We start from the raw sequence: 24,892 nt of genomic DNA on the forward strand, positions 1-24,892 counted from the left end.
CCCTCATCCGACAATCGTGACAGGAACTTCGGCGGTCATGGCTAGATGGGCTGTGGAGGTACCAAACACCCTGCTCGCCAGCCCACGCTCCCCGGAACGCGCAACCACGATCTGGCTGGCCCCTTCCGACACCGCAGTCTCGTTCAGCAGGTCGGCCACATGGCCGTGCTTGACCAGTCCACGCGCGGCAAACCCCTCTGCCTTCAGCGCATTGACGGCCGGATTGATCACACGGTCCTTCGCCGAGGCAATTTCCGCTTCACGCCGCTTGTGACGCTCCGCGTTCTCTTCTGCCGTCTGGAACGAATATGGCGACCATTCGATGACGTAGAGTGCGATCAGTTCGCAATCTCCGATCAGGGACGCGAGCTGCTTGGCGAACGCGACGGCGCGATCGCCTGCCTCGCTGCCATCAAGCCCGATGAGAATCTTGGCTGTCATTGAATACCCCCTGCAAGGTTTCGTGTTTCGATCCGACGCAGCAATCTGTCGAACAGACAGCACAAACCGTGACACAGACAGACAGCGGGGTCACTTCATCCTTTAATAAAAATGAAATATTTGAACTGATTTCTTGAGAATGTGGTTGAAGTCAGGCCGCACTGTTTCCGGCGACCGCATCGCAAGCTGAAAACGGCGCTTGCATGCCTGTCACCGGCTCTTTTCCACGATGCCTTCCTGAAGACTGAAGCCGAAATCCGACGCTTGCAAGGGGATACAGGGCGGAATCAGCGTCCAAAGCGGCTCTCGATCATCGCGAAGAGTGCGCGCAGGCCCATGGCTTCGCCGCCGCGCGGACGGCCGGGACGGTTGCGGCTGTTCCAGGCCATGATGTCCAGGTGCAGCCAGCGATCCGGATCGGCGACGAATTCCTTCAGGAACAGCGCCGCCGTGCTCGCCCCGGCAAACCGCCCCGAACCGGCGTTGTTGATGTCGGCGAAGGGCGTGTCCAGCAGATGGCGATAGCCTTCGTGCAGGGGCAGACGCCAGACCTCATCATCTGCGGTACGCGCCGCAGCCTCCAGTTCGCTCGCGAGGGCGTCGCTGCGCGTGAAGAATGCCGCGATCTCGGTCCCAACGGCCACGCGTGCCGCGCCGGTCAGGGTCGCGAAGTCGACCAGCAGGTCGGGCTTTTCCTCCCCCGCGAGGCTGAGGGCGTCGCCCAGTACCAGCCGCCCCTCGGCATCCGTATTGCCGATCTCCACCGTGATGCCCTGCCGCGTCTGCAGGATGTCGCCCGGACGGTAGGCATTGCCGGCAACGGCGTTCTCCACAGCCGGAATCAGCACCCGAAGCCGTACCGGCAGCGCCTGGGCGAGGATCATGTGCGCCAGCCCCAGAACGGTGGCGGCGCCGCCCATGTCCTTGCGCATCAGTTCCATGCCGGAGGCCGGTTTCAGGTCCAGCCCGCCTGTATCGAAGCAGACCCCCTTCCCCACCAGTGTGACCTTCGGAAGTGCCGCATCACCAAAGGTCAGATCGATCAGGCGCGGCGGATCGACAGCCGCGCGCCCCACCGCATGGATCATCGGAAAGTTCTGCGCCAGAAGCTCATCACCGATGGTGCATTCGGCCGAGCCGCCGAACCGCTCCGCCAGAACCCGCGCGGACTGCTCCAGTGCCGTGGGGCCCATGTCCTGCGCCGGTGTGTTGATCAGGGTGCGGGTCAGGAAGATCGCCTCCGCCATCGCGGTGACGCGATCCTGATCGACCTCCAGAGGCCAGACGAGCTGCGCCCGGGGCTTCTCCGACGGTTTCAGATAGCGGTCGAACCGGTAGGTACCGAGTGCCCAGCCGAGCACCAGGTCTTGCGCCAGAGCCGCCGGGTCCGCGCATTCGAGCGCCGACAGGTCGAGCATGTAACGGTCTGCCGGCAGCCGGCCCTGCAGCCCCGCAACGCTCCACATGTCCGGCCTGTCACCGACGACCGCCAGCACCGCACTCGGTGTGCCGTCATCTCCCGGCAGCATCAGGGCCGCGCCAGCCTTCAGGTTCTCCAGCCGGCCCGCGAGCCAGTTGCGCCAGTTCAGCGGCTGCCCTTCCAGCCAGACAGTCAGCTTTCCGGCGGATACCAGATGAATGGGCAGCGCGCCTGCGCTTTCCCCGATCAGGTCGAACATGTTGGCCCTCCAGTCACGATTGGGGGTGACTCTGGTGTTTCGCGGATCAGGCCGCAAGGGCCATCAGTCGGTGACGGTCGTCCCCTGCTCCGATGCGTCCGCCGCGGCCTTCCCGGCGTCAGGTGCAGCATCGGAAACCGGTTCTGCCGTGTCGCGTGGCGGCTCGATCAGCCCGGCCTCCTCATAGAACCGCCGCGCTCCCGGATGCAGCGGTACGGTGAGCCCGTCCAGCGCTGTCTGCAACCGGATCTGGCGGCCCTTGACGTGGCCGGAATTGAGCAGCTCGCGGTTGCTGTCGGCCCAGAACGCACGGGTGATCTGGAAGATCAGTTCCTCATCGGCGTCCTCCAGCACGATCCATTGTGCGCCGACAAGAAGCGTCGGGGTGGTACCGACACCTTCATAGACACCCAGCGGCACGGCACCGGGGGTGTAGTAGCGGTTGGACAGGATCAACTGGTTTGCCGCGACCCCGGAAATGGGGGCGACGGTGAAACGTCCGGTCTCGGCAAGTTCGGTGACGGCAACGGACGGATAGCCGACGACAAAGAAGGCCGCATCGACCTCCCCTTCCAGCAAGGCCGTGATCGCGGCCTCCGGTCCCAGTTCGATCGCCTCGAAGTCCTCCGGCTCGATGCCATAGGCATTCATGATCAGCAGCGTGTTGATCCGGGTGCCGGATCCGGGACGGTCGATCGCCACCCGCTTGCCCCGCAGGTCGGACACCGAAAGGATGCCCAGGTCGCGGCGCACCACCAGATGCACATGCTCGGGATACAGGTTGGCAATCGCGCGCAGCTGCGGATAGGCCTTCTTGCCGGTGAAGACATGGTCGCCGCGATAGGCCCAGGCGGCGATATCGGCCTGTGACAGCGCCGAGTCGAAACGGCCCGAAACCAGCCCCTCGATATTGTCGAACGACCCGCGGCTAGTCACGGCGGTGGCGATCAGATTGTCAACACCGCAGGCACCGCCCTCGTCACAGGGTGCGCTGCCGGGCGGCCGCGAGATGGCCGAGGCAATCAGTGCGCCTATCGGGTAGTAGGTTCCGGCGGTCGATCCGGTGCCGATGCGGAACAGCTTCACATCCTGCGCAAACGCAGCCGTAGCGGTAATGAGCAGAAAGCTCATGAGGATTGCCGCCTTGGCGGTTGTGACCGGCCTTGCCCACATGCTTCCCTTATACGCCGATCCGTTCCGGCGACAAGTGCAGGACGGCCATCAGGGGGAGCGAACGCGTGCGAGACAGTGATTGTGCAGATGAAGACAAGCCGGAGAACCTGAGACCCGACATTGCGGAGGTCGTCCGTCTGCGCCGCGCCGCGCTGGACGAAGCCCGACCGGAGGCCGTCGCCAAGCGCCGCAAGACCGGCCACAGGACTGCGCGGGAAAACATCGACGACTTCCTGGATGACGGTTCGTTCCTGGAGATCGGCCGCCTGACAAAGCCCAAGCTGCCGCACATGACCGGCCCGGCGGACGGACTGGTCATGGGCACGGGTACGGTGGAGGGGCTGCCGGTCGCGGTGATGTCCTATGACTACACCGTCTATGCGGGCACCCAGTCGAGCCACAATCACGTCAAGCACGACCGGCTGTTCCAGCTCGCCATGAAGCATCGCTGGCCACTGATCACATGGCTGGAGGGTGGCGGGGCGCGTCCGCATGATGCCATGACCGGGCGCGTTGCCACGACGACGACCTTCGTGGACTTCGCCCGTGCCTCCGGCTGGGTGCCGCTGATCGGCATCTGTGCCGGCCGGGCCTTCGCGGGCAACGCCAACCTGTGCGGCATGTGCGACGTCCTGATCGCCACACCGAAGGCCGCCATTGGCATGGCCGGACCGCCACTGGTCAAGGCCGCGCTGGGCAAGGATTTCACGCCGGAGGAGATCTGCCCGCCGGAGACCCACATGGCCCAAGGCGTCATCGACATCATGGTCGCCGACGAGGCCGAGGCCGGGCGCGTCGCGCAGCAGTATCTCGGGTATTTCCAGGGACCCCGCGCACCGGGGGAGACTCCGGACGTGCGGCGCCTGCGCGATGTGGTGCCGGAGAGCCCGCGTCGGGCCTATGACGTCCGCAAGGTCATTGCCGGGATCGCCGACGTGGACACCTTCCTGGAGCTGAAGCCGAAGTTCGGGCGTGCCATCGTGACCGGCTTCGCCCATGTCGAGGGCCGTCCGGTCGGCATCATCGCCAACCAGCCGATGTTCATGGCAGGCGCCATCGACAGCCCCGCGTCGGAGAAGGCGGCACGCTTCATCCAGCTCTGTGACGCGTTCGACATTCCGATGCTGCTGCTGTGCGATACACCGGGCCTGATGGTCGGACCGGACGTGGAGAAGACCGGCCTGGTCCGCCGCTCGGCGCGCGTCCTCCTCGCCCTCGCCAATGCGACGGTGCCCTTCATCACCGTGGTGCTGCGCAAGGCCTATGGGCTGGGGTACTACGTGATGGGCTCGGAACCGCTGGAGCCCACGCTGCTGCTCGCCTGGCCAACGGCGGAGTTCGGTGGCATGGGCATCGAGGGGGCGGTCAACATCATCAACAAGCCCGAACTGGATGCCGCACCGGACAAGGAAACCCACGACCGCATCCATGCCGAGAAGGTGGCGGAACTGAAGAAGGCGAATACGGCACTGGAGGTCGCGGGCCGGTTCGAGTTCGACGACGTGATCGACCCGGCCGACACCCGCTGGTACATCGCCGAGACCCTGAAGCGCCTGCCCGCCCCCGCACCGCGCCAGCATCGGAAACATCCGGTGGACGCGATGTAGGCGCCCCCCCTATCGTGGCGACTGGTCGAGCAGCATTCGGGCCGGAGAAGAGATGATCGTCGGACGACAGACCGCGTTGTTCCTGGACTATGACGGAACCCTGGTCGATCTGGCCGCAACGCCGGAGGCTGCGCAGCCGCCGGAGGGTCTCGTGCCGCTGCTGCAGCGACTGGGGGCCGCCCTGGACGGCGCGGTTGCCATCCTGAGCGGGCGCACCGTTGCGGACATCGACCGGATGCTCACGCCCCTGCAGGCAACTGTCGGCGGCGTTCACGGCGCAGAGATTCGGATGGCCGATGGCGCGCTCGAGTGCCTGGAGGTGCCCGGCGAACTGGTTGCAATCCGCACCCTGTGCAACGCACTGGCCGACGAGACGCCGGCGCTGCGCGTCGAGGACAAGGGACAGGCCATCGCCGTCCATTTCCGCGCGGTCCCGGCGGCGGAGAAACGGGTCGGCCATGCCCTGCAGGCCGCGCTGGCCACAAGCCGCGATCTGGAGCTGATCCACGGCAAGATGGTCTATGAGGTGCGCCGCCCCGGCATGCACAAGGGGGCGGTGCTGCAACGTCTGATGCAACGCGCGCCGTTCCGTGATCGCATACCCCTGATGATCGGCGACGACCGGACCGACGAGGATGCCTTCGCCATGGCTTTGCAACTCGGCGGTTCAGCCATCAAGGTCGGTGACGGCGAAACCGTCGCGACCTCCCGCCTCGGCGATCCCGATGCCGTGCGCCACCTGCTCGCACAGGCCGTTGAAACGATGAAGGATGACCAATGACCAGCCAGACCGCCGCAACCCGGGTGCCCTCTTTGAATCTCGGGGTCATTGGCAATTGCGCCTTCAACGCTCTGGTTGATGACAGGGGCGCTGTCGTCTGGTGCTGCCTGCCGCGCTATGACAGCGAGCCTGTGTTTCATGCCCTTCTGAGCGACGGCAAGGACCGGCCGAACGGCAGTTTCGTGATCGATGTCGAGGATTTCGACCGCGCCGAACAGGCCTATGATCCCAACACGGCGATCCTGCGGACGCGTCTGTTCGACGGCAGTGGCCGGGGCGTGGAGATCACCGACTTCGCGCCGCGCTTCTCCGCCCGGGGCCGCATGTTCCGCCCCCTCACCCTGGTGCGCCGGTTGCGCCCGATCAACGGATCGCCCCGCATCCGCATCCGGCTGCGGCCCACGCACGGCTGGGGCACCAAGGCCCCGACCATCACCCATGGCAGCAATCACATCCGCTATGTCAGCGACCACTACACCATGCGCTTCACCACCAGCGCGCCGGTCGACTACGTGCTGAAGGAGACCGCGTTCCTGCTCGACCAGCCGCTCGACATGATCCTGGGTCCGGACGAGACACTGACGTCCGGTGTCAGCGAGACCGCCGCCGAGTTCGAGGAGAAGACCGCGGACTACTGGCGGCACTGGACCCGCCGCCTCGCCCTGCCGCTGGAATGGCAGGAGGCTGTGATCCGCTCCGCCATTACCCTGAAGCTCTGCGTGTTCGAGGAAACGGGCGCCATTGTCGCCGCGCTGACCACCAGCATCCCGGAGTCAGCCGGTTCGGGGCGGAACTGGGACTATCGCTTCTGCTGGCTGCGCGATGCCTTCTTCGTGGTCCGCGCGCTCAACACGCTGGCCGAGGTCGGCACCATGGAGGATTACCTGCGCTGGCTGCGCAATGTCGTGGTCGATGCCGACGGCGGCCACATGCAGCCCGTCTACGGCATCGGGCTGGAGGCGCAGATCAGCGAACGGATCATCGGGGAGATCCCCGGCTATCGCGGGATGGGTCCGGTCCGGGTCGGCAACCAGGCGCATGAGCACTTCCAGTACGACGTCTTCGGCAATGTCGTGCTGGGGGCGGCGCAGGCCTTCTTCGACAAGCGGTTGCTGCGTCCCGCCGACATCGACGATTTCGAGCGGCTGGAGAAGGTCGGCGAGCAGGCCTTCCATTTCCATGACAAGCCCGACGCCGGCATGTGGGAGTTGCGGACGCGGGCGCGGGTCCATACCTCGTCAGCGCTGATGTGCTGGGCTGCCTGCGACCGACTGGCGAAGATCGCGACCGAGATCGGGCGGCCTGATCGCGAGACCTTCTGGGCCGACCGTGCCACGATCATCCGGGACCGCATCCTGACCGAGTCCTGGAGCGAGGAACGCTAGGCCTTCGCGGAGAGCTTCGGCGGACGCGACCTTGACGCCTCTGTCCTGCTGATGGCGGAGGTCGGGCTGATCGACCCGATGGACCCGCGCTTCGTTTCCACCGTCGAGCGGCTGGAGGAAACCCTGACAGACGGCCCGCACATGCGGCGCTACGAAGCGGCGGATGACTTCGGCGCACCGGAAGTGTCGTTCAACATCTGTGCCTTCTGGCGCATCGAGGCCCTGGCCAGGATCGGCCAGATCGACAAGGCCCGCGAGACCTTCGAGGCCATGCTGGCCCTGCGCAATCCGCTTGGTCTGCTGTCGGAGGACACGCACCCGGAAACAGGCGAGCTCTGGGGCAACTTCCCCCAGACCTATTCGATGGTCGGTATCATCAATTGCGCCCGATTGCTGAGCAAGGGATGGGAGACCCGGATATGAGCCGCCTGATCGTCGTTTCGAACCGGGTGCAGGACCCGGCTGCCGGTCCGGGCGCAGGGGGCCTGGCCGTGGCGCTGGGCGAAGCGCTGGAGGCCAATGGCGGTGTCTGGATCGGCTGGGATGGCCGGGTGGAAACCGACCCGCTCCAACCCGTGAGCTGGAACGAGCACAGGTCAGGCAACCTGACACTGCTGACCACATCCCTGACGCCGGAGGAGCATGAGGGGTATTATCTCGGCTTCGCCAACCGGGTGCTCTGGCCCGCGTTTCACTATCGCCTGGATCTCGTCGACTACACCACCGACCACTCACGTGTTTACGGCGCGGTGAACCGTCGTCTTCCCATGAAGGTCGCGTCGATCCTTCGGCCCGATGACAGGATATGGATCCATGACTATCACCTGATCCCGCTGGCGGCGGAGCTGCGGGCAACGGGCTGTGGCAATCCCATCGGCTATTTCCAGCACATTCCCATGCCACCCCCCAGCATCATGGCGGCGGTGCCGGAAGTAAGCTGGCTGGTGCGCACGCTGTTCGCCTACGACGTGGTCGGATTCCAGACGGAAACCGACCGGCTGCATCTGGTCCAGCAGGTGCAGCAACTGGAGAGCGATACGGAATCGGACGGCGAATATGTGACCGCCTTCGGGCGCTCCACCCGGGTCAAGTCCTACCCCATCGGCATTGATGCCGGCCGCTTTGCCGCCATGGCGCGCACCCCCAACGCCCAGGAGATCATTGATCGTATCCGACAGCGCAACCTGAACCGGTCGCAGGTCATTGGCGTTGACCGGATGGATTATTCCAAGGGTCTGCCGGAACGGATGGAATCGGTGCGCCGCCTGTTCGAGCTCTATCCGGAGAACCGCGGTGCCATGACCTTCATGCAGATCGCCCCGACATCGCGCGGTGCGGTCGATGCCTATGTCGATCTGCACGAACGCCTGGACTCGCTCAGCGGGGAGATCAACAGCAAGTTCAGCGACTTCGACTGGACACCGATCCGCTACATCAATCGCCAGTTCCCCCGCGAGACGCTCGCCGCCCTGTATCGCGCCAGCCGCGCCGCGCTGATCACGCCGCTCCGCGACGGCATGAACCTGGTGGCGCATGAATATGTGGCGGCACAGAATCCGGATGATCCCGGCATGCCGGTCCTGTCACGCTTTGCCGGCGCGGCCGAGTACATGGACGAGGCCCTGCTGATCAATCCCTACAACATCGACCAGACAGCCATCGCGCTGCAGACCGCCCTGCAGATGCCGCTGAAGGAACGCAAGCGCCGCCACAAGGCCCTGATGAAGGTGGTTCAGGACCTGGACGTTTCCCGCTGGAGCAGCCGGTTCCTCAACGACCTGAGCCAGTTGCTGCGCGCGGTTCCGGGCTGAGGGAGGGACAGGTCCGATGCGACTGATCGCGGATATCGGTGGGACTCATGCCCGCTTCGGCCTTGTCGACGGACAGGGCACACCTTCCCGCGTCCAGAAAATGCAGACCGCCGACCACGTCGGCTTCGCGGAGGCGGCCCGTACCTATCTCGCGGCGAACGGCCTCCCGAACCTCGCTTCGGTTGCGGTCGCCATCGCCGGACCGGTGAGTGGTGGCGCGGGTCGGCTGGTCAATGGACCCTGGCAGTTCGACCTGCCGATGCTGCGTGACCTGGCTGCCGGTGGCGAGGGCCGGCTGCTGAATGACCTGCAGGCGGCGGCCATGGGAACCCGTTACTGCAGTCCCAGGCCATTGGCGTCCAGGAAGTTGCCGGATCACGATCGTCCGGTGCTGACCATCGGGGTCGGGACCGGAATCGGCGGGAGCCTGCTGGTTCCGGACGGGTCGGGCAGCCAGATTGCCGTGGCGACAGAGATCGGCCATGGGCTGCTCTCCACCCGCGGCCTTCTCGACACCGACGTCCCGTTCAGCGCCGAAGCCCTGCTTTCAGGCACCGGACTGCCACAGCTCTGCCGGGTCGCGGGGTTCCGCGATGGAACACGGACGGCACCGGAGGTCATTGAATTCCTGCGCCAGGCGACACCATCGGCGCTGCGGCTGGGACAGCTCTACGCCCAGTTGTTCGCCCGTTTCGCGGCAACGGCTGCACTGACGACAGGCGCGACGGGCGGCGTGATCATTGTCGGCGGACTGGCGAAACGGCTGTTTCCGCTGTTGCCGACTGCAACGCTGGTCTCAGCCTTTCACCTGCCCGGCCCCATGCAGGACTGGCTGCGCGATGTCAGCATCTGCCAGGTGACCGACGACGACGTGGCGTTGAAGGGACTCGCCGGAATGCCGATCTGACATTCCGGCTACCTCCGACTGATCAGTCCTCGCTCTTGCCGAAGACGGAATCGACGGTCGGCACGTCTTCCTCGTCGCTCTCTTCCTTCGGCTTGCCGATGCCCAGCGCCGCGGAGGCAATCGCGGCCTCGGCAGACAGTCGACCCGCGGCAGACGGGGCCGCATGTTCCACATGGGTTTCCGGAATCAGGTCCGGCTTCTCGGCGACCATCTTGCGACGGCGATCCGCGGCCTCCGACACCAGCGCGGCAAGCTCCGTCTGGGTACAGATGCCCAGGCTCACCGGATCGGTCGGCTTGATGTTGGTCATGTTCCAGTGGGTGCGTTCACGGATCTTGTTGATCGTGTCCTTTGTCGTGCCCAGCAACCGCCGGATCTGAGCATCGGTCAGTTCCGGGTGGTGGCGCAGGATCCAGGCAATCGCCGCCGGACGGTCCTGACGCTTGGACACGGGCGTGTAGCGCGCGCCCTTCTTCTGACGCTGGATCGGGATCGCGGATTCCCGCAGCACCAGATTGGCGTTGGGGTCCTTCTCGCACCGCTCGATCTCGGCGCGCGTCAGCTGGCTGTTGGCCACGGGGTCCAGACCGACAATGTTCTGGTCCACCTCACCATCCGCCATGCCCTGAATGGCCAGCGGATGCAGGCCGCAGAATTCAGCGATCTGGCGAAAGGAAAGCATCGTGTTGTCGATCAGCCATACGGCGGTGGCCTTCGGCATCAGAGGTAATGCCACTGTATTCTCCCGTTCAGACTGTCAGGGGTACCGCGCCTGCATCACATATCCGGTTGCGTGCACATCAGCGGTCATGAAACTCATGCGCACGAATTAGACGTTTTACGCGCCGGATTCAAGCGGGGCGCGTCACCCGACCGTCAGCATGATCTTGCCGACATGGTTGCTGGCCTCCATCAGGGCATGTGCCTCGGACGCCTTCTCCAGCGGCAGCACGGTATCGATGACCGGCAGCGCGCGCCCGTCAGCCAGCAGCGGCAGCACGTGATCCTCCAGCGCGCGGGCGATCAGCGCCTTGTCCGCCACGGGACGGGGGCGCAGGGTCGAACCGGAAAGGTGCAACCGCTTCTGCATCACATGCAGCAGGTTCAGTTCCACCTTCGGCCCCTGCTGGACAGCGATCTGCACCAGCCGTCCCTCCACGGCCAGCGACTTCACGTTGCGCGCGAAGTAGTCGGCACCGCCGACCATGTCGAGAACCAGGTTGACCCCCTCCCCGCCGGTGAGTTCCGCGATCACCTCCGCGAAATCCTCCTCCCGGTAGTTGATCGCCCGCTCCGCGCCCAGATCGACGCAGGCGGCGCATTTCTCGGCCGATCCGGCCGTCACGAAGACCCGCGCCCCGAAGGCTTTCGCAAGCTGGATCGCCGTCGTGCCGATACCGCTGGACCCGCCATGGATCAGGACACTCTCGCCGCCCTGCAGCTTTCCGCGCTCGAACATGTTGGTCCAGACGGTGAAATAGGTTTCCGGCACCGCCGCCGCATGCACCATGTCCAGGCTGGCCGGGACGTTCAGGCACTGCCCCTCCGGCGCGACGCAATATTCGGCATAGCCACCACCGGCAACCAGCGCCATGACGCGATCACCCACATTGAACTGATGCACCCCGTCTCCCTTGGCGGCCACGGTCCCCGCGACTTCCAGCCCCGGATAGTCCGGGGCGCCCGGCGGCGGCGGATAGCCACCCGTCCGCTGCATGACGTCGGGACGGTTCACGCCTGCCGCCGCGACCTTGATCAGCACCTCGTCGTGACCCGGTGCGGGAACGGGGCGCGTCATGGGCTTCAGCACCTCCGGTGCACCGAATCCATCCAGGCCAATCACCGTCATTTCCGTCGGCAGTGTCTCGCTCATGTGCTGTTCCCTCACCCTGTGCCACGAAGACGCCCGGTCATTCATGCCAGCGTCCCTTTGTCGATCAACGTGCACCTGATCTATGCTTGCTGCCCCGGAGTGGCAAGCGGAGGCAACAATGGAAGATGAGGAACGCGCGCGGGAGAAGTATTTCCAGTCCCGCGATCTGGACGATGTCTCGATCGAAGAGCTGCAGGAACGGATCGTCGAACTGGAGGCGGAGATCACGACCCTGCGTGCCGTGATCGAGAAGAAGCACAGCGTGCGCAGTGCCGCTGATTCCATATTCAGCCGCTAGACGGTTCCCGGAACCTGATCCGGCAGCATTAGGGGATGGTTAACTTCCGTCCGGTACATTGGGAACCCTGAGCAGGAGTAGTTCTCCCCTCAACCTCCCTGTCTGAAATGGTCGCCTCCGAGTTCCCCTCCCCGGGGGCGACCTATCAGTCTGCACTGGTCTTCCGGTTTGCTGCGCCGCAGCATCGATTTTGTGTTTCAGTGCTAATGCACTTGCTTGACTCCTTTCCCCAACCTTGGCCTAATCCCGCTCGCGGAGCCGAGTTGACAGGGACTGGCGCGTAATAACAGGGCGATCAACGCCTTGAGGGGAAAACTAAGTTTCTCGAAAAAGCCGCGACCGGCAACGGGCGCGGTTTTTTCTTTGCGCCGGCCTGGTGTAGTCCCAGGATCAGGTGTCTGAAGATCAGCACTGATGCGGCCTGACGCGCCGCACCGCCCGGATCATGCAGCCGTCACGACACCGGCTGCCGGAGGAGGAGAGCCACCTTGAAACCCAAGTATCCGAAGTTCGATACGCTTGGCCTTCATGCCGGACAGCATCCGGACCCGGTCACCGGCGCCCGTGCCGTACCGATTCACATGACCACATCCTATGTCTTTCAGGACACGGATCATGCGGCGGCCCTGTTCAACATGGAAACGCCGGGCCACCTCTATTCCCGAATCTCCAATCCCACCGTCGCGGTGCTGGAGGAACGGCTGGCCGCGCTGGAGGGTGGGGTCGGCGCCGTCTGCACCGCCTCAGGTCAGGCAGCCCTGCATGTGGCCATCGCGACGCTGATGGGCCAGGGCGGGCACATCGTCAGTTCCGCCTCTGTCTACGGCGGCAGCCACAACATGTTTCATCACACCCTGCCCCGATTCGGCATCACCACGACCTTCGTCGATCCGCGCGACACGGAAGGATTCGCAAAGGCGATCCGGCCCGAGACGCGCCTGGTCTTCGGCGAAACGCTGGGCAATCCCGGTCTGGAGATCATGGACCTGCCCGCCGTAGCGCAGATCGCCCATGACAACGGCATTCCGCTGATGATCGACAATACCTTCGCCACGCCCTACCTGTTCCGGCCCATCGAGCACGGGGCCGACATCGTCATGCATTCGGCAACCAAGTTCCTTGGCGGTCACGGGGTGGCCATCGGCGGCGCGCTGATCGACGGCGGCACCTTCGACTGGGCCGCCTCCGGCAAGTTCCCGACCCTGACGGAGCCCTATGCGGGCTATCACGGCCTGAACTTCTGGGAGGAATACGGCCCCGCCGCCTTCGCCATGCGCGCGCGCGGAGAGGGCGTGCGCGATTTCGGTGCCTGCCTCAGCCCGCAGAACGCCTTCTACCTGCTGCAGGGGGTCGAGACCCTGCATGTGCGCATGCCGCGCCATGTGGAGAATGCGCGGAAGGTCGCCGCGTTCCTGGATGGCAACGATGCGGTGAACTGGGTCTCCTACCCCGATCTGCCGAGCCACCCGGATCATGAACGGGCCAGGCAGCTTCTGCCCAAGGGTGCCGGTGCCATCTTCAGTTTCGGCGTCAAGGGCGGTCGGGAGGCCGGGCGCGCCTTCATCGAGGCACTGAACATCTTCTCCCACCTCGCCAATGTCGGGGATGCCAAGTCACTGGTGATTCACCCGGCCTCGACAACGCATCAGCAGATGGATGCGGCCGCGCTGAAGGCCGCCGGCATCGGGGAGGACATGATCCGCCTGTCTGTCGGCATGGAAGATGCCGACGATCTGATCGATGACCTGAAGCAGGCCCTGCGCACCGCGCAGCGCGCCGTTCCCCAAGCGGCGGAGTAAGCAATCATGATGTTTCAAGTCGACGGTCACGACGTCTATGCCCACACAGGCGGCAAGGAATTCGACCCCAGCGGCAACGTGGTCGTGATGATCCATGGCGCCGCGATGAGCCATCTCGCCTGGTCACTGCAGACCCGGTATCTGGCGCACCACGGATTGAGCGTCCTGTCGCTCGACCTGCCCGGCTGCGGCAAGTCCGGTGGTGACCTGCCCGAATCGATCCACGACGCGTCCCACTGGCTGATCCGCGTGCTGGATGCGCTGGGGGTGGAGAAGGCGGCGCTGGTGGGTCATTCCATGGGCGCGCTCATCGCGCTGGAGACCGCCGGGCACAATCCCGATCGCGTGAGCCGACTGGTGCTGATGGGCGTCGGCTATCCGATGGCCGTCAACGATGCCTTCCTGGATGCGGCGGACAGCAACCTGCCCCTTGCCATCGGTCTGATGAACGACTGGGCCCATGCCCGGCGGGCGCATATCGGCGGCTTTCAGGTTCCGGGTCTTTGGATGGTGGGTGCCGATACACGCGTGGTGCAGCAGGCGGCGCACGGCGTGATGCACCGCCACCTGGCGATCTGCAATGCCTACGACGGCGGAGAGGCCGCGGCGGCGGCAGTGACCTGCCCGACGTACCTGATCCTTGGCGCCAACGACAACATGACCCCCGCCAAGGTCGGGCGGAAGCTCGCAGCCCTGATCAAGGGGGCCGACGCCACCGTCATTCCCGACTGCGGTCACATGATGATGACGGAACAACCGACAGCCGTGATGCGCGCCCTGAAGCCAGCCCTTGGCATCTGACAGACCGGAGCGTTTCAGGGAGATGACGCGAGGCTCGGAACGACCGTCATCCGGCGGGGCCAGCGCATGGGACGCCGTCGGTGTCCTGCTGTTCTGCTTCATCCTCGGCATGGTTGCCCGCGGAATGTTCGACAGCTTCGTCGTCATGCTGCGCCCGCTGGACCAGAGCCACGACTGGGACCGCGACCAGCTGACCGCGATCTACGCCATTGCCATGACCTGCTGGGGCCTGGGTGCGCCGCTGGCAGGCTGGATCTTCGACCGCCATGGCCCCCGTACTGTCTACTTCTGCGGCATGGCGATGATGGTTGGCGGCATGCTGCTGGCCAGTACCGACGCGGGACTGTGGAGCTTCTACCTCGGCCATGGCATCGCCGTCGGCACCGCTGGCGCCATGCTCGGCAACGTCACCCATGCCGCACTGGTCAGCCGCTGGTTCGACCGCCGTCGCGCCGCCGCGCTCGGGCTGGTGCATTCGTCGATGGGGATCGGCGTGCTGGTCTTCTCACCGGTATCGCAGCTTCTCATCGACGAGCTTGGCTGGCAGCTGGCCTATCGCTGGCTGGCCGTCATCGGTCTCGCCATCGTGCTGCCGGTCGTCCTGTTCGCCCCCTGGAAGCGGTTCCTTGCGGGCAGCACGCAGGTCGCGAACCGCAGTATCAGCCGCGCGGCCGAACCCGGTGCGCGCCAGCAGATCACCTCCCTGAAGGCCGCGATGGCGACCTGGTACTTCTGGGGGCTGGCCTGGATCTATGCCACCACCGGGGCCGGGGTCTATGTCGCCGTCACCCAGCAGGTGGACTATTTCCAGACAGTGGGCATCCCGCCGCTGGACGCCGCCAGCCTCTACGGCATCACCGGTGCCCTGGCACCGGTCGGCATGATCGGCTTTGGCTTTCTGGGGGACCGGTTCGGCGTACTGCCTGCGTCAACGCTCTCCTATGCCCTGACGCTGGTGGCCTATGCCGGTTTCCTGTCACTGGCGGGCAACCTCAATACCCTCGTGCTTTACGGGTCCATCGTCTGCCTCGGCCTGACACTCGGCAGTCGCGGCCCCATGATCTCGTCCATTGCATCACGGTTGTTTCAGGGGCCTGCGTTCGGGCGCATCTACGGCGTCATGCTGGCGGCGGGCGGCGCTGGCGGCGGTCTCGGGGCATGGATCGGCGGCTTCATTCAGGAAGCGAGCGACAGCTATGCGGCGCTGTATTACGCGGGTGCGGCAATCCTGATCGTCGGTGGTGTACCGTTCATCTTCCTTGCGCGCCTGATCGCGCGCTAGACTGTCACAATGTTGCGTACACACAAGGTTCTGGGGAGGACACAATGGATTTCAGAATGACCGAGGAGCAGGAAGCCATCCGCGATGCGGTGCGCAAGGCCTGCGAACCGTTTGATGACGCCTATTGGCTGGATCGCGACGAGACCGGCAAGTTTCCCCATGAATTCCACAAGGCCATGGCCGACGGCGGCTGGCTCGGCATCGCGATGCCGGAGGAATATGGCGGATCGGGTCTCGGCGTGAAGGAAGCCGCGATCATGATGAATACCATCGCGCAGACGCCCGGCGCGCAGAGTGCCGCCTCCGCCGTGCACATCAACATCTTCGGCCCGCACCCCATCGTGGTCATGGGGACGGAGGAGCAGAAGCAGCGCCACCTGCCACCGCTGATCAAGGGTGAGCAGATCACCTGCTTCGGCGTCACGGAGCCGGATGCCGGCCTAGATACCACCAGCATCAAGACGAAGGCGGAACGCACGGACAAGGGCTATGTCGTGCACGGTCGGAAGATGTGGACCTCCACCGCGCAGGAAGCGAACAAGATCCTGCTGCTGGCCCGAACGACGGCCAAGGAGGACTGTTCGAAGTCCACCGATGGCATCAGCCTGTTCTACACCGACTTCAACCGCGACTATATCGAGGCTCGGGTCATCCCGAAGATGGGTCGCAAGTCGGTGGATTCGAATGCTGTCTTCATCGACGGCCTGCCGATCCCGAAGGAGGACCTGATCGGCGAGGAAGGCAAGGGATTCTATTACCTGCTGCACAGCCTCAACCCCGAACGCATCCTGGTCGGCATCGAAGGCATCGGCATCGGACAGCAGGCGCTGGAACGCGCGGTGGAATACGCCAAGGAACGCGTCGTCTTCGGACGCCCCATCGGCATGAACCAGTCGATCCAGCATCCACTTGCCGTCAACTGGGCCGAACTGGAAGCCGCCTACATGATGTGCATGAAGGCCGCCGACCTCTACGACCGGGGACTTCCCTGCGGCGCGGAGGCCAATGCGGCGAAGTATCTGGGCGCGGAAGCCGGTTTCAAGGCCGCGACACAGGCGGTGCTGACCCATGGCGGCATGGGCTACGCGAAGGAGTATCACGTCGAACGGCTGATGCGCGAAGTCATGATCTCCCGCATCGCACCGGTCTCGATGCAGATGATCCTGAACTTCATCGCGGAGCGGAAACTGGGCCTGCCACGGAGCTATTGAGGCGGCGCTGATCCGGCGTGGTAGACTTTCGGCGGCAAGTGGTGGGAAGCTGCCGCCCCGTTCGCCGTCCGTGAGCAGACCCGCCGGAAAGGCCCAGGAATGTACTCCGACCTGTTCATCGTCATCACGCAGATCTTCGCGGCACCTGACTGGTTCCTGCCGGCGATGGCGCTGGCCTATCTCATTGGATCGATCCCATTCGGGCTGCTGCTGACCCGGCTGGCCGGGCTGGGCGATGTGCGCAAGATCGGGTCGGGCAACATCGGCACCACCAATGTACTGCGCACGGGCCGCAAGGACCTGGCGGCGGCGACGCTGGTGCTGGATGCGGGCAAGGGTGCGGTCGCGGTCCTGCTGGCGGACCATTTCCTGGGGGTGAACGGTGCGGTCCTGGCCGCAATTGCCGCCTTCCTTGGTCACCTGTTCCCGATCTTTCTCGGGTTCAGGGGCGGCAAGGGCGTGGCCACGTTCCTGGGCATCGCGCTCGCCATGCACCCGCTCGTCGGCGCGGCGGCCTGCGCCACATGGGTGCTGGTGGCCGTGATCTTCCGCTACTCGTCACTGGCCGCGCTGGCCAGCGCCGCCCTGACCCCGGTCTATGCCTATCTCTGGTACGATCATCTGCGCATGGAACTGGCGATCCTGATCGCCGCCTTCATCTTCATGAAGCACCGCGCCAACATCGTCCGGCTTCTGAAGGGTGAGGAACCGAAGATCGGCGCGAAGTGACGGGGAGTCAGGGCAGGCCCGCGCCCGGCACCTCGACCTGCATCACCTCGATCTGCCCGAGGCCCTTGCCGATGATCTCCGGACCACTGTCCTGATTGGTGATCACGAACAGATGCGTTCCCTCCGGCCCGCCCAGCATGCAGGCATAGGCGCCCCGGTCATGCAGAGGCACTTCCTCCGCAATGCGGCCGTCATCAAGCACGCGGACGACGCGACGACCGCGCGGGTCCGCCACCCAGACCGCCCCCTCCGCATCCAGACAGATTCCGTCGGGGAATACCCCCGGCGTATCGGCGAACATGCGCTTGTTCGACAGGCTGCCGTCGGGGCTGCGGTCAAAGGCCGTCAGACGATTGCCGAAGGTCTCGCCGACGATCAGCGTGCCGCCATCCGGTGTGATGACGGTGCCATTCGGAAAGAACAGGTCGGTCGCAGCCTCATGGATCGAACCATCGGGATCGACACGCCACATGCTTGTCGTGGCCGGATCCTCGCCCTTGTGACGCTCGAATCCGAAGTTGCCCACATAGGCCCGGCCCTCCGCATCCACCACCATGTCATTGCAGGGGGCGGCGACAACAGCGGACAGGTCACCCACCGTGGTCAGTGAACCATCGTCTTCCAGCCGCAGCAGCAACCGATCCAGCATCGAAACGATGAGCAGGCGGCCCTGCGGGTCGAATCCCAGTCCTGAAGGCTGATTGGGCACTTCGACAACGTCCCGGACGGTTCCGGCCAGATCGACGGTACGGACCATGTGGGCGTAGAAATCCGAGTACCAGAGGCGACCATCGCGCCAGCGCGGTCCCTCCCCGAACTGGAGACCACGCACCAGAACCTTCAGTTCGCGCCTGACAGTCATGCCTGTTCCCTCCCCCAGGGTTCGGCCGGTTCCGCGTAACGCGGTCAGCCGGTTCGCAGCCCCGCGCGGGGATTGTGCTCTTCCCCCTGGCGCCAGCCCCGCACGAACTCCTCCAGCGCGGCATCCGGCACCTCCGGCAGCACCACCTTCAGCTTCACGTACTGATCGCCCGCGCTGTTGTCCTTCGGATTGCGGATACCGCGCCCCTTGAGGCGCAGCACGCGTCCGGCGTTGGAGCCCTTCGGGATACTGATGGTCACGTCGCCATGGATCGTGGGGGCGGTGATCTTGGCCCCAAGCACCGCCTCACGCAGGGAGATCGGCAGCTCCAGACTGATATCCCGCCCATCCCGCGAGAACAGCGGATGCGACCGCACCGAAACCTCGATCATCGCGTCGCCTGCGGTTCCGCCCTGGGGCTGGTCGCCCTGGCCTTTCAGGCGGATCTGCTGGCCATCCTCCAGCCCCTCCGGAATGCGCACATCCAGTGTCTTGCCGCCGGGCAGGGTCAGACGACGGTTGCCGCCACGCGCGGCCTCCAGAAAATCAACGGTCAGGCTGTACTTGCGGTCACGCCCACGGACAGGTCCGCCGCGACCGCCACGGAATCCGCCGAAGATGTCGCCCACGATATCCTCGAACCCGCGCGGGCCGCCGAAGCCGCCCCGGGTGAACTCGTCGGCACCACCGGCATTGGCATAATGGAAACCGTGCGGCGCCTTCTCCGCGCCGTCGGCACCGATCTCGCCACGATCAAACCGGGCACGCTGCGCCGCGTCACCCAGCAGATTGTATGCTGCGGAGACTTCCTTGAAACGTTCAGCGGCGGCTTCGTCGCCCGGATGACGATCAGGGTGCAGTTCCTTCGCCAGTCCGCGATAGGCCCGCTTGATGTCTTCCTGCGACGCAGCTCGCGTCACTCCCAGTATGGAATAAGGGTCTTTCATGCTCGTCATGCTGATCGAAACAGTCCCGTCAGACCATGCGGAATCGTCATGGTCTTTGCACACTATCATGTAGTGTCATCAATGTTTCATTGCCAGATGTAGCCATCGTGGAAGTTCTCGCGGCAAAAATGCCGCCATGTCATGAAGACATCAGCCCGACGGGGAAAGTATGGTGTTCAGGCTGTCGATCAGCCCCCCGTCCCCCGCCCTCTGAATCTCCGGCCCCTCATCCCCCGATGATGCAAGGTCTTCTGTCGGGGCCGCCTCGACTTCATCGTCATCTACGGAGGCTGCCTCTGGCGGTGCCATCTGACGCAGCCGTTCACGCGCCGGCGCATGCCCGCCGGCCGCCGCGCGCTCGAACCAGCGGCGCGCCAGTTCCGTATCCTTCTTCACACCGAAACCGGCTTCGGTCAGGATGGCCAGGTTGTACTGCGCCTCCGCCAGTCCCGCCTCTGCCGCGCGCTGGAAGAAGGTCACAGCCCGTTCCGGATCACGCGGCACGCCGACACCGCGCAGGTACATCTCACCCAGATTTGCCGAGGCGCGCGGGAACCCCTGGTCGGACGATCGCCTGAACCACTCCGCCGCCGCCGCCTCGTTCTTCGGCACGCCCTGCCCGTTCAGGTACAGCAGGCCGAGGTTGCGCTGCGCCGCTGCATCTCCGGCGGCGGCATCTTCCCGCCAGATATCCGCCGCAGCCGCGAAGTCGCCGCGATTGTAGGCGGCGACGCCTTCGAGAAACGCCGCATGTGCAGGGACGGCGCAAAGCGCGGCGCCCGCAACCAGCAACGTGACAGCGATCTTCCGGTGCAGCTTGTTCATTGGCGGATGCTATCCGATTGTGCGCCGCCGCCCAAGGCCAACGACGCTCCCCTTCCCCGGCATCCGGTCAGATCGCCAGGTCACCCGTCATCACCCGGACAACGTGGCCTCCGACCCGTGGCGCTGCCTCGGCAGCGTCGCAACTGACGAAGATCCTGCCCGCCCGTCCCATCTCGACACCCTGCTCCGCCACATAGCTGACAGGCGCGGCACCGAGAACACCGTCGCGGGCAATCAGGGCCGCCAGGCAGCCGTTGGCCGAGCCCGTGACCGGATCTTCCGGCACGCCCTCAGCCGGGGCGAAGCCCCGCAGCTTCACGTCGACACCATCCTGGGTCGCCCCGACGCACCAGGCGGCCAGCCCCGTGATACCGGTCTCCTGCGACAGGGCACTGATGGCCGTCATGTCGGGGGAGAGCGCAGCCACGACCTCCGGCGAACGGCAGCGCGCGAACATCCACCAGATGCCCGTGCTGGCGGCATCGAGAGCGGGGTCCAGCAGGTCACCGGCATCGCATCCCAGCATCGCCGCGACATCTTCCCTGCTCATGTCGAAGGTACGGAACGCGGGCTTCATCTGGGTCATGGTGAAGACCGGCGTTCCGTTCTGCGTGGCGATCTCCACCGGAACGATCCCCGCGCCACATTCCTGTCGCAGCAGGGTCGGCAAGGGACCGAAGCCCGCATCCCGCATACTGCTCCAGACACAGAAGGCGGCAGAGATGGTGGGGTGTCCGGCGAAGGGCAACTCGCTGCGTGGGGTGAAGATGCGGGCACGATAGTCCGCATCCGCCGTTGTCGGCGGGCACAGAAAGACGGTCTCGGAGAGGTTCATCTCCTGCGCGATCTGCTGCATCTGCGCACCCGAGAGATCACCACCATCGAAGAACACGGCACATGGATTGCCGCGATAGGGCACATCGGTGAATGCATCCACCTGCCACATCCTGAGCACCCGCGTCATCTTCACCTCCGCCATCTGAAATGCCGGGGCAAAGGATAGGCTGGTGAAGGTCGATGACACGCGAGAAATGCTCAGCCAAGCGCCAGGCTGGCTCATCGGTTCGGGAAGCTGTGTTACTTGGGATCGTCCACCGGCGCGGAAAGCTTGGCGATCTCGCGTTCCACTATTCGCTGGACCACTGTCGGCAGGTTCTGGTCCAGCCATTCCTTCAGCATCGGCCGGAGCAGTTCCTTCGTGATGTCCTCCAGCGTGCGATGCGTCGGCACGGCAATGTCACGCTGTGCCGAAAGTGCGCTGGCAAGACCGGCGAAGGATGCAGCGGAGGCCACCGCGACCTTGTCAGCCAGCAGCCCGGACTCCATCGTTGCATGACGCGCAGGCGGCACAACAGGTTCCGGCTCATCGTCCATCACCAGGTCGTCGTCCAGATCCAGGACAGAACCATCGTCGCGCAGTACCTGCGTCAGCTCGAATACATCGGCGGTCGGACGCTCCGGTTCAGGCTCGGGTTCCGGCTCCGGTTCAGGTTCCGGCTCAGGTTCCGGTTCGGGCTCCGGCTCGTCATCGACGGCCAGGATGTCATCGACCGTCGGCTCGGCGGGTTCCACTGGCTCGGCATCATTGTCCGCAGCACCTTCAGGGGCATCATCATCTTCCGAAATGATGCGGCGAATGGAGGCGAGGATCTCCTCCATTGTCGGTTCGCTCTGTGCTGCGGTGTCGCTCATGACTTTTCCGTTCCCCGCTTTCTGCGGCTCCAAGCTGGTTGAGGCCACTTGCGGCCTGCGCCAGATCCGGAATCTAGAGGGACGACGCTAAGACTTGGTTAACAGACCGGCAATAGCCGGCGTGCCCGCAGCAAGAAACTGCCTAGTCCAGCCCCGGTGCATCAAATCCGAACCAGCGCTCCCTCACCGCCCGATAATTGACGGACGGATTGTAGACATCGACATCAAGGCTCAGTGATTTCGCATCCAGTTGGCCAACCGCGTCCAGAAGCTGGAAAGCGGCCACGTACTCATCCCGTTCCGCCTGAACCAGAGCAACCTGGGAATCGAGCAGTTCCTGCTCCGCATCCAGAACGTCCAGCGTAGTGCGGGACCCGACCTGGGCCTCCTGAATCACGCCTTCCAGCGCGATCTCGTTGGCATGAACTTCCTCGCGGCCTGCCTGGATACGGGCCTGTGCCGTGGTCAGGGCTTCCCAGGCCTGTGTCACACCCTGTTCGACGAGTCGGCGGGTTTCCTCGACCTCGAGGCGGCGCTGGCTCTCGACCTGACGCTGCTGGCGCACGGCACTGTAGGCCGCGCCGGTCTGGTACAGCGGCACGGTCGCGACCACCTGGAAAGTCACCTGGCTGGTGACATTGCCGCTCTGGTTGTTGTCCCGGGCATGAACACCCGTGGTCTCGAAATCGAGACTGGGGTTCAGCTGACCCTCCGCCGTCTCGATGTCGAAACGCGCAGAGCGCGCTACCTCGTTCGATGCCAGCAGATCCGGATTATTGGCGAATGCGGTCGTCAGCGCGGCGGCCTCATCCTCAGGCAGGGCGGGCAGCGGCGGCGGTGGCTCCAGCTGCCCCGGCTGATTGCCGACGATGCGGGCGTAGTTGGCCTGCGCGGCGATCAGATTCCCCTCCGACTGCGCCCGGTCGGCGGCGGCACGGGCAAGGCGCGCCTGCGCCTGCGCCACATCCGTTCGCGTGATCTCGCCCACGCTGAAGCGATCCTGCGCAGCCTCCAGCTGGCGGCGCAACCGTTCCTCGTTGTTCAGGTTGAGACGCACGACGGCCTGGTTCTGCAGCACGTCCAGATAGGCGGTGACGACGTCCAGCAGCACATCCTGCTCCGTTCCCCGCAGGTTCTGCCGACCGGCACGGACCAGCGCCTCGGCAGACCCGATCTGTGCGTCGACACGCCCGCCCTGATAGAGCGGCTGGGTCACCTGGATATTGGCGTTGATCGGAACCGTACTGTCGGAACGGTTGATGCCGGCGATGTCCTGGTCGGTCAGCTGCACCCCGAGGTCGCTGGTCGCGACAACAGTCGGATGCCAGCCTGACACGGCCTGGGAGACATTCTCGTCATTGGCGCGCAGGTTCGCGCGCTCTGCCCGCAGGGTCGGATTGGTCGTATATGCGGAATTCAGGGCATCGCGCAGGGTCTCGGCCTCGGCCGGGACCGAAATCAGTATGGCCATGGCGGTCAGCCCGGAAGCCAGCGCCGCAAACGCCGAACCGGTCAATAGCGTGCGACCGAACTGTCGATTTCCTGCGACCATAGGTCGATGCCTCCATGAAGGTTCGTCACGTTGTCATAACCCTGCTGCCGAAGCCACGACACTGCTTGCATACTGCGCATGCCGTGGTGGCAGTTGAAGATCACCGGGCGGTCCATGGGTACCTCGTCACGCCGCTGCGGCAGGTCACGTAAGGGGATATGGTGTGCGCCTGCGATCCTGCAAAGATCCCATTCCCACTTTTCACGCACATCAACGATCAAGGCACGGGAGTCTGTCACCAGCGCGCGGGCTTCGGACGGTGTGATCTCCAGCGGCAGGTCCGTCCCAGAACTCAAAACACGAAGGCCTTGCGCGCCTCGAAACCCGGCAATACCGGTGTCGCGGCATCGAACAGCGGCCGATGGCCAACCACCCCGTTCTCCCGGCGATAGAGCGTCACCACGCCGACACCATTGCCCCGAACGATGGCCAGCAGCTGCCCACCGTCCGCAATCTGGTCCACAAGGGCCTCGGGCACGCCGGAGACAGCCCCCTCGACCAGGATCAGGTCATAGGGTCCCTGGTCCGCCAGCCCCTTTGCCAGATCTCCCTCGACCACCGCCGCATTGGCGATCTGCAGGTCGGCCAGAAGCTCGGTCGCCGTGGCAGCGAGATCGGGATCGGATTCCAGCGCAACCACCGTACCGGCCAGCATCGCCATTACCGCGCTGGCATAGCCGGTGGCACAGCCAACATGCAGCACCGTATCGGTCGGGCCAATCCCTGCGGCCTGCAGCATGCGGGCCAGCACCATCGGCTCCATCAGATAGCGCCCGTTGCCGAGATGAATGTCCTCATCGACATAGGCGACGCCTGCCAGCGCCTTCGGCAGGAATTTCTCGCGCGGGAGGGTGAGCATCGCATCGGCAATGCGATCATCGGTCAGCCGGTTCGGTCGCAACTGGCTATCCACCATGGCCTTGCGTGCAGCCTGGAAGTCCATTTTCGCCGTCTCTCCCGCAACGTTGAGTGCACCTTGAGCTTCCTGCTTATAGTTCCCGCACCTGCGCCACGCAATGCGGCGGATCGGCGTTTGGCCATGCCGCTTGACCGCAGGGGCGTGCCCCGCATATACACCGATGCCCTGTCGGCTTCGGCGCGGTGGCGGAGTGGTTACGCAGCGGACTGCAAATCCGTGTACGCCGGTTCGATTCCGGCCCGCGCCTCCAGCCGAACCGGCAGGCCTTCACCTTCGGACACGTCCCGCGCGCCGGATCGGCCTGCCGATTCGACCAGC

The 24,892-nt window shown here is 64.9% G+C and carries 23 protein-coding genes, 1 tRNA gene and 1 pseudogene; 12 read left to right on the forward strand and 13 right to left on the reverse strand.

Annotated features, from left to right (window positions below; translation table 11 throughout):
• Positions 1 to 3: 3 nt before the first annotated feature.
• The 3 genes from QGV55_RS10460 to QGV55_RS10470 form a co-directional block, all read right to left on the reverse strand.
• Positions 4 to 441, reverse strand: a complete 438-nt coding sequence (locus QGV55_RS10460; RefSeq protein ID WP_281016863.1) for a universal stress protein — start codon at positions 439 to 441, stop codon at positions 4 to 6.
• A gap of 287 nt (positions 442 to 728) precedes the next feature.
• Positions 729 to 2,120, reverse strand: a complete 1,392-nt coding sequence (locus tag QGV55_RS10465; RefSeq protein WP_281016862.1) for a leucyl aminopeptidase family protein — start codon at positions 2,118 to 2,120, stop codon at positions 729 to 731.
• Between the two features lie 63 nt (positions 2,121 to 2,183).
• Positions 2,184 to 3,251 (reverse strand): TAXI family TRAP transporter solute-binding subunit, encoded by a 1,068-nt coding sequence (locus QGV55_RS10470; protein ID WP_281016861.1) that lies wholly within the window; start codon positions 3,249 to 3,251, stop codon positions 2,184 to 2,186.
• A gap of 107 nt (positions 3,252 to 3,358) precedes the next feature.
• Between QGV55_RS10470 and QGV55_RS10475 the strand changes: the two genes are divergently transcribed.
• From QGV55_RS10475 to QGV55_RS10500, 5 genes and pseudogenes are all read left to right on the forward strand, one after another.
• Positions 3,359 to 4,900 carry a carboxyl transferase domain-containing protein gene (locus QGV55_RS10475; RefSeq protein ID WP_281016860.1) on the forward strand — a complete coding sequence of 514 codons (1,542 nt, stop codon included), beginning with the start codon at positions 3,359 to 3,361 and terminating at the stop codon, positions 4,898 to 4,900.
• A gap of 52 nt (positions 4,901 to 4,952) precedes the next feature.
• The gene (gene otsB, locus QGV55_RS10480; RefSeq protein WP_281016859.1) at positions 4,953 to 5,681 is read left to right on the forward strand and encodes a trehalose-phosphatase; all 729 of its coding nucleotides are present in this window, start codon (positions 4,953 to 4,955) and stop codon (positions 5,679 to 5,681) included.
• A pseudogene (locus QGV55_RS10485) lies at positions 5,678 to 7,489 on the forward strand (glycoside hydrolase family 15 protein). The gene otsB and the pseudogene QGV55_RS10485 overlap by 4 nt, the downstream one beginning before the upstream one ends.
• Positions 7,486 to 8,877, forward strand: a complete 1,392-nt coding sequence (locus tag QGV55_RS10495; RefSeq protein WP_281016856.1) for a trehalose-6-phosphate synthase — start codon at positions 7,486 to 7,488, stop codon at positions 8,875 to 8,877. The pseudogene QGV55_RS10485 and the gene QGV55_RS10495 overlap by 4 nt, the downstream one beginning before the upstream one ends.
• Before the next feature lie 16 nt (positions 8,878 to 8,893).
• Positions 8,894 to 9,784 (forward strand): ROK family protein, encoded by an 891-nt coding sequence (locus QGV55_RS10500; protein ID WP_281016855.1) that lies wholly within the window; start codon positions 8,894 to 8,896, stop codon positions 9,782 to 9,784.
• 22 nt (positions 9,785 to 9,806) lie between these two features.
• Here QGV55_RS10500 and QGV55_RS10505 read toward each other — a convergent pair whose 3' ends face one another.
• Positions 9,807 to 10,520, reverse strand: a complete 714-nt coding sequence (locus QGV55_RS10505) for a cell cycle transcriptional regulator TrcR (protein ID WP_281016854.1) — start codon at positions 10,518 to 10,520, stop codon at positions 9,807 to 9,809.
• A 129-nt stretch (positions 10,521 to 10,649) separates the two neighbouring features.
• Positions 10,650 to 11,657, reverse strand: a complete 1,008-nt coding sequence (locus tag QGV55_RS10510; protein ID WP_281016853.1) for an NAD(P)H-quinone oxidoreductase — start codon at positions 11,655 to 11,657, stop codon at positions 10,650 to 10,652.
• Between the two features lie 118 nt (positions 11,658 to 11,775).
• Between QGV55_RS10510 and QGV55_RS10515 the strand changes: the two genes are divergently transcribed.
• The 6 genes from QGV55_RS10515 to plsY all read left to right on the forward strand — a co-directional run bounded on the left by QGV55_RS10515 (position 11,776) and on the right by plsY (position 17,777).
• Positions 11,776 to 11,955: a DUF1192 domain-containing protein gene (locus tag QGV55_RS10515; RefSeq protein ID WP_281016852.1), complete on the forward strand. Its 180-nt coding sequence runs from the start codon at positions 11,776 to 11,778 to the stop codon at positions 11,953 to 11,955.
• Between the two features lie 488 nt (positions 11,956 to 12,443).
• The gene (locus tag QGV55_RS10520; protein WP_281016851.1) at positions 12,444 to 13,754 is read left to right on the forward strand and encodes an O-acetylhomoserine aminocarboxypropyltransferase; all 1,311 of its coding nucleotides are present in this window, start codon (positions 12,444 to 12,446) and stop codon (positions 13,752 to 13,754) included.
• Between the two features lie 6 nt (positions 13,755 to 13,760).
• Positions 13,761 to 14,555, forward strand: coding sequence for an alpha/beta hydrolase (locus QGV55_RS10525; protein ID WP_281016850.1), 795 nt, complete (start codon positions 13,761 to 13,763; stop codon positions 14,553 to 14,555).
• A gap of 22 nt (positions 14,556 to 14,577) precedes the next feature.
• Entirely contained in the window at positions 14,578 to 15,837 is a 1,260-nt protein-coding gene (locus QGV55_RS10530) for an MFS transporter (RefSeq protein WP_281016849.1), read from the forward strand.
• Positions 15,838 to 15,881: 44 nt separating this feature from the next.
• Entirely contained in the window at positions 15,882 to 17,048 is a 1,167-nt protein-coding gene (locus QGV55_RS10535) for an acyl-CoA dehydrogenase family protein (RefSeq protein ID WP_281016848.1), read from the forward strand.
• A gap of 99 nt (positions 17,049 to 17,147) precedes the next feature.
• A complete protein-coding gene (gene plsY / locus QGV55_RS10540) occupies positions 17,148 to 17,777 on the forward strand; it encodes a glycerol-3-phosphate 1-O-acyltransferase PlsY (RefSeq protein ID WP_281016847.1) in 630 nt (209 codons plus the stop codon).
• Positions 17,778 to 17,784: 7 nt separating this feature from the next.
• Here the strand turns inward: plsY and QGV55_RS10545 are convergent, their stop codons facing one another.
• From QGV55_RS10545 to QGV55_RS10580, 8 genes are all read right to left on the reverse strand, one after another.
• Entirely contained in the window at positions 17,785 to 18,639 is an 855-nt protein-coding gene (locus QGV55_RS10545; protein WP_281016846.1) for an SMP-30/gluconolactonase/LRE family protein, read from the reverse strand.
• 44 nt (positions 18,640 to 18,683) lie between these two features.
• Positions 18,684 to 19,595: a J domain-containing protein gene (locus QGV55_RS10550; protein ID WP_348637617.1), complete on the reverse strand. Its 912-nt coding sequence runs from the start codon at positions 19,593 to 19,595 to the stop codon at positions 18,684 to 18,686.
• Positions 19,596 to 19,736: 141 nt separating this feature from the next.
• The gene (locus tag QGV55_RS10555; protein WP_281016844.1) at positions 19,737 to 20,411 is read right to left on the reverse strand and encodes a tetratricopeptide repeat protein; all 675 of its coding nucleotides are present in this window, start codon (positions 20,409 to 20,411) and stop codon (positions 19,737 to 19,739) included.
• Positions 20,412 to 20,478: 67 nt separating this feature from the next.
• On the reverse strand, positions 20,479 to 21,375 hold the full coding sequence (locus tag QGV55_RS10560) for a PhzF family phenazine biosynthesis protein (protein ID WP_281019896.1): 897 nt from the start codon (positions 21,373 to 21,375) through the stop codon (positions 20,479 to 20,481).
• A gap of 113 nt (positions 21,376 to 21,488) precedes the next feature.
• Positions 21,489 to 22,103, reverse strand: coding sequence for a DUF2497 domain-containing protein (locus QGV55_RS10565; protein ID WP_281016842.1), 615 nt, complete (start codon positions 22,101 to 22,103; stop codon positions 21,489 to 21,491).
• A gap of 142 nt (positions 22,104 to 22,245) precedes the next feature.
• Entirely contained in the window at positions 22,246 to 23,574 is a 1,329-nt protein-coding gene (locus QGV55_RS10570; protein ID WP_281016841.1) for a TolC family outer membrane protein, read from the reverse strand.
• A 41-nt stretch (positions 23,575 to 23,615) separates the two neighbouring features.
• A complete protein-coding gene (locus tag QGV55_RS10575) occupies positions 23,616 to 23,951 on the reverse strand; it encodes a rhodanese-like domain-containing protein (protein WP_281016840.1) in 336 nt (111 codons plus the stop codon).
• Positions 23,948 to 24,598, reverse strand: coding sequence for a protein-L-isoaspartate O-methyltransferase (locus tag QGV55_RS10580; protein WP_281016839.1), 651 nt, complete (start codon positions 24,596 to 24,598; stop codon positions 23,948 to 23,950). The genes QGV55_RS10575 and QGV55_RS10580 overlap by 4 nt, the downstream gene beginning before the upstream one ends.
• Positions 24,599 to 24,750: 152 nt before the next feature.
• Here QGV55_RS10580 and QGV55_RS10585 point away from each other — a divergent pair.
• Positions 24,751 to 24,824 (forward strand) — tRNA-Cys (locus tag QGV55_RS10585).
• Positions 24,825 to 24,892 lie beyond the last annotated feature (68 nt).

It is taken from the genome of Minwuia sp. IMCC3009 (assembly GCF_029909415.1).
Classification (GTDB): domain Bacteria; phylum Pseudomonadota; class Alphaproteobacteria; order Minwuiales; family Minwuiaceae; genus Minwuia.

Bases quoted from the DNA above. Each gene is read 5' to 3' on its own strand.
- QGV55_RS10560 (WP_281019896.1), bottom strand. From the start codon at position 21,375: ATGACGCGGGTGCTCAGGATGTGGCAGGTGGATGCATTCACCGATGTG.
- QGV55_RS10565 (WP_281016842.1), bottom strand. From the start codon at position 22,103: ATGAGCGACACCGCAGCACAGAGCGAACCGACAATGGAGGAGATCCTC.
- QGV55_RS10465 (WP_281016862.1), bottom strand. From the start codon at position 2,120: ATGTTCGACCTGATCGGGGAAAGCGCAGGCGCGCTGCCCATTCATCTG.
- QGV55_RS10515 (WP_281016852.1), top strand. From the start codon at position 11,776: ATGGAAGATGAGGAACGCGCGCGGGAGAAGTATTTCCAGTCCCGCGAT.
- QGV55_RS10545 (WP_281016846.1), bottom strand. From the start codon at position 18,639: ATGACTGTCAGGCGCGAACTGAAGGTTCTGGTGCGTGGTCTCCAGTTC.
- QGV55_RS10570 (WP_281016841.1), bottom strand. From the start codon at position 23,574: ATGGCCATACTGATTTCGGTCCCGGCCGAGGCCGAGACCCTGCGCGAT.
- QGV55_RS10555 (WP_281016844.1), bottom strand. From the start codon at position 20,411: ATGAACAAGCTGCACCGGAAGATCGCTGTCACGTTGCTGGTTGCGGGC.
- QGV55_RS10500 (WP_281016855.1), top strand. From the start codon at position 8,894: ATGCGACTGATCGCGGATATCGGTGGGACTCATGCCCGCTTCGGCCTT.
- QGV55_RS10530 (WP_281016849.1), top strand. From the start codon at position 14,578: ATGACGCGAGGCTCGGAACGACCGTCATCCGGCGGGGCCAGCGCATGG.
- QGV55_RS10525 (WP_281016850.1), top strand. From the start codon at position 13,761: ATGATGTTTCAAGTCGACGGTCACGACGTCTATGCCCACACAGGCGGC.
- QGV55_RS10535 (WP_281016848.1), top strand. From the start codon at position 15,882: ATGGATTTCAGAATGACCGAGGAGCAGGAAGCCATCCGCGATGCGGTG.
- QGV55_RS10460 (WP_281016863.1), bottom strand. From the start codon at position 441: ATGACAGCCAAGATTCTCATCGGGCTTGATGGCAGCGAGGCAGGCGAT.
- QGV55_RS10510 (WP_281016853.1), bottom strand. From the start codon at position 11,657: ATGAGCGAGACACTGCCGACGGAAATGACGGTGATTGGCCTGGATGGA.
- QGV55_RS10580 (WP_281016839.1), bottom strand. From the start codon at position 24,598: ATGGACTTCCAGGCTGCACGCAAGGCCATGGTGGATAGCCAGTTGCGA.
- QGV55_RS10495 (WP_281016856.1), top strand. From the start codon at position 7,486: ATGAGCCGCCTGATCGTCGTTTCGAACCGGGTGCAGGACCCGGCTGCC.
- QGV55_RS10470 (WP_281016861.1), bottom strand. From the start codon at position 3,251: ATGAGCTTTCTGCTCATTACCGCTACGGCTGCGTTTGCGCAGGATGTG.
- plsY (WP_281016847.1), top strand. From the start codon at position 17,148: ATGTACTCCGACCTGTTCATCGTCATCACGCAGATCTTCGCGGCACCT.
- QGV55_RS10550 (WP_348637617.1), bottom strand. From the start codon at position 19,595: ATGACGAGCATGAAAGACCCTTATTCCATACTGGGAGTGACGCGAGCT.
- otsB (WP_281016859.1), top strand. From the start codon at position 4,953: ATGATCGTCGGACGACAGACCGCGTTGTTCCTGGACTATGACGGAACC.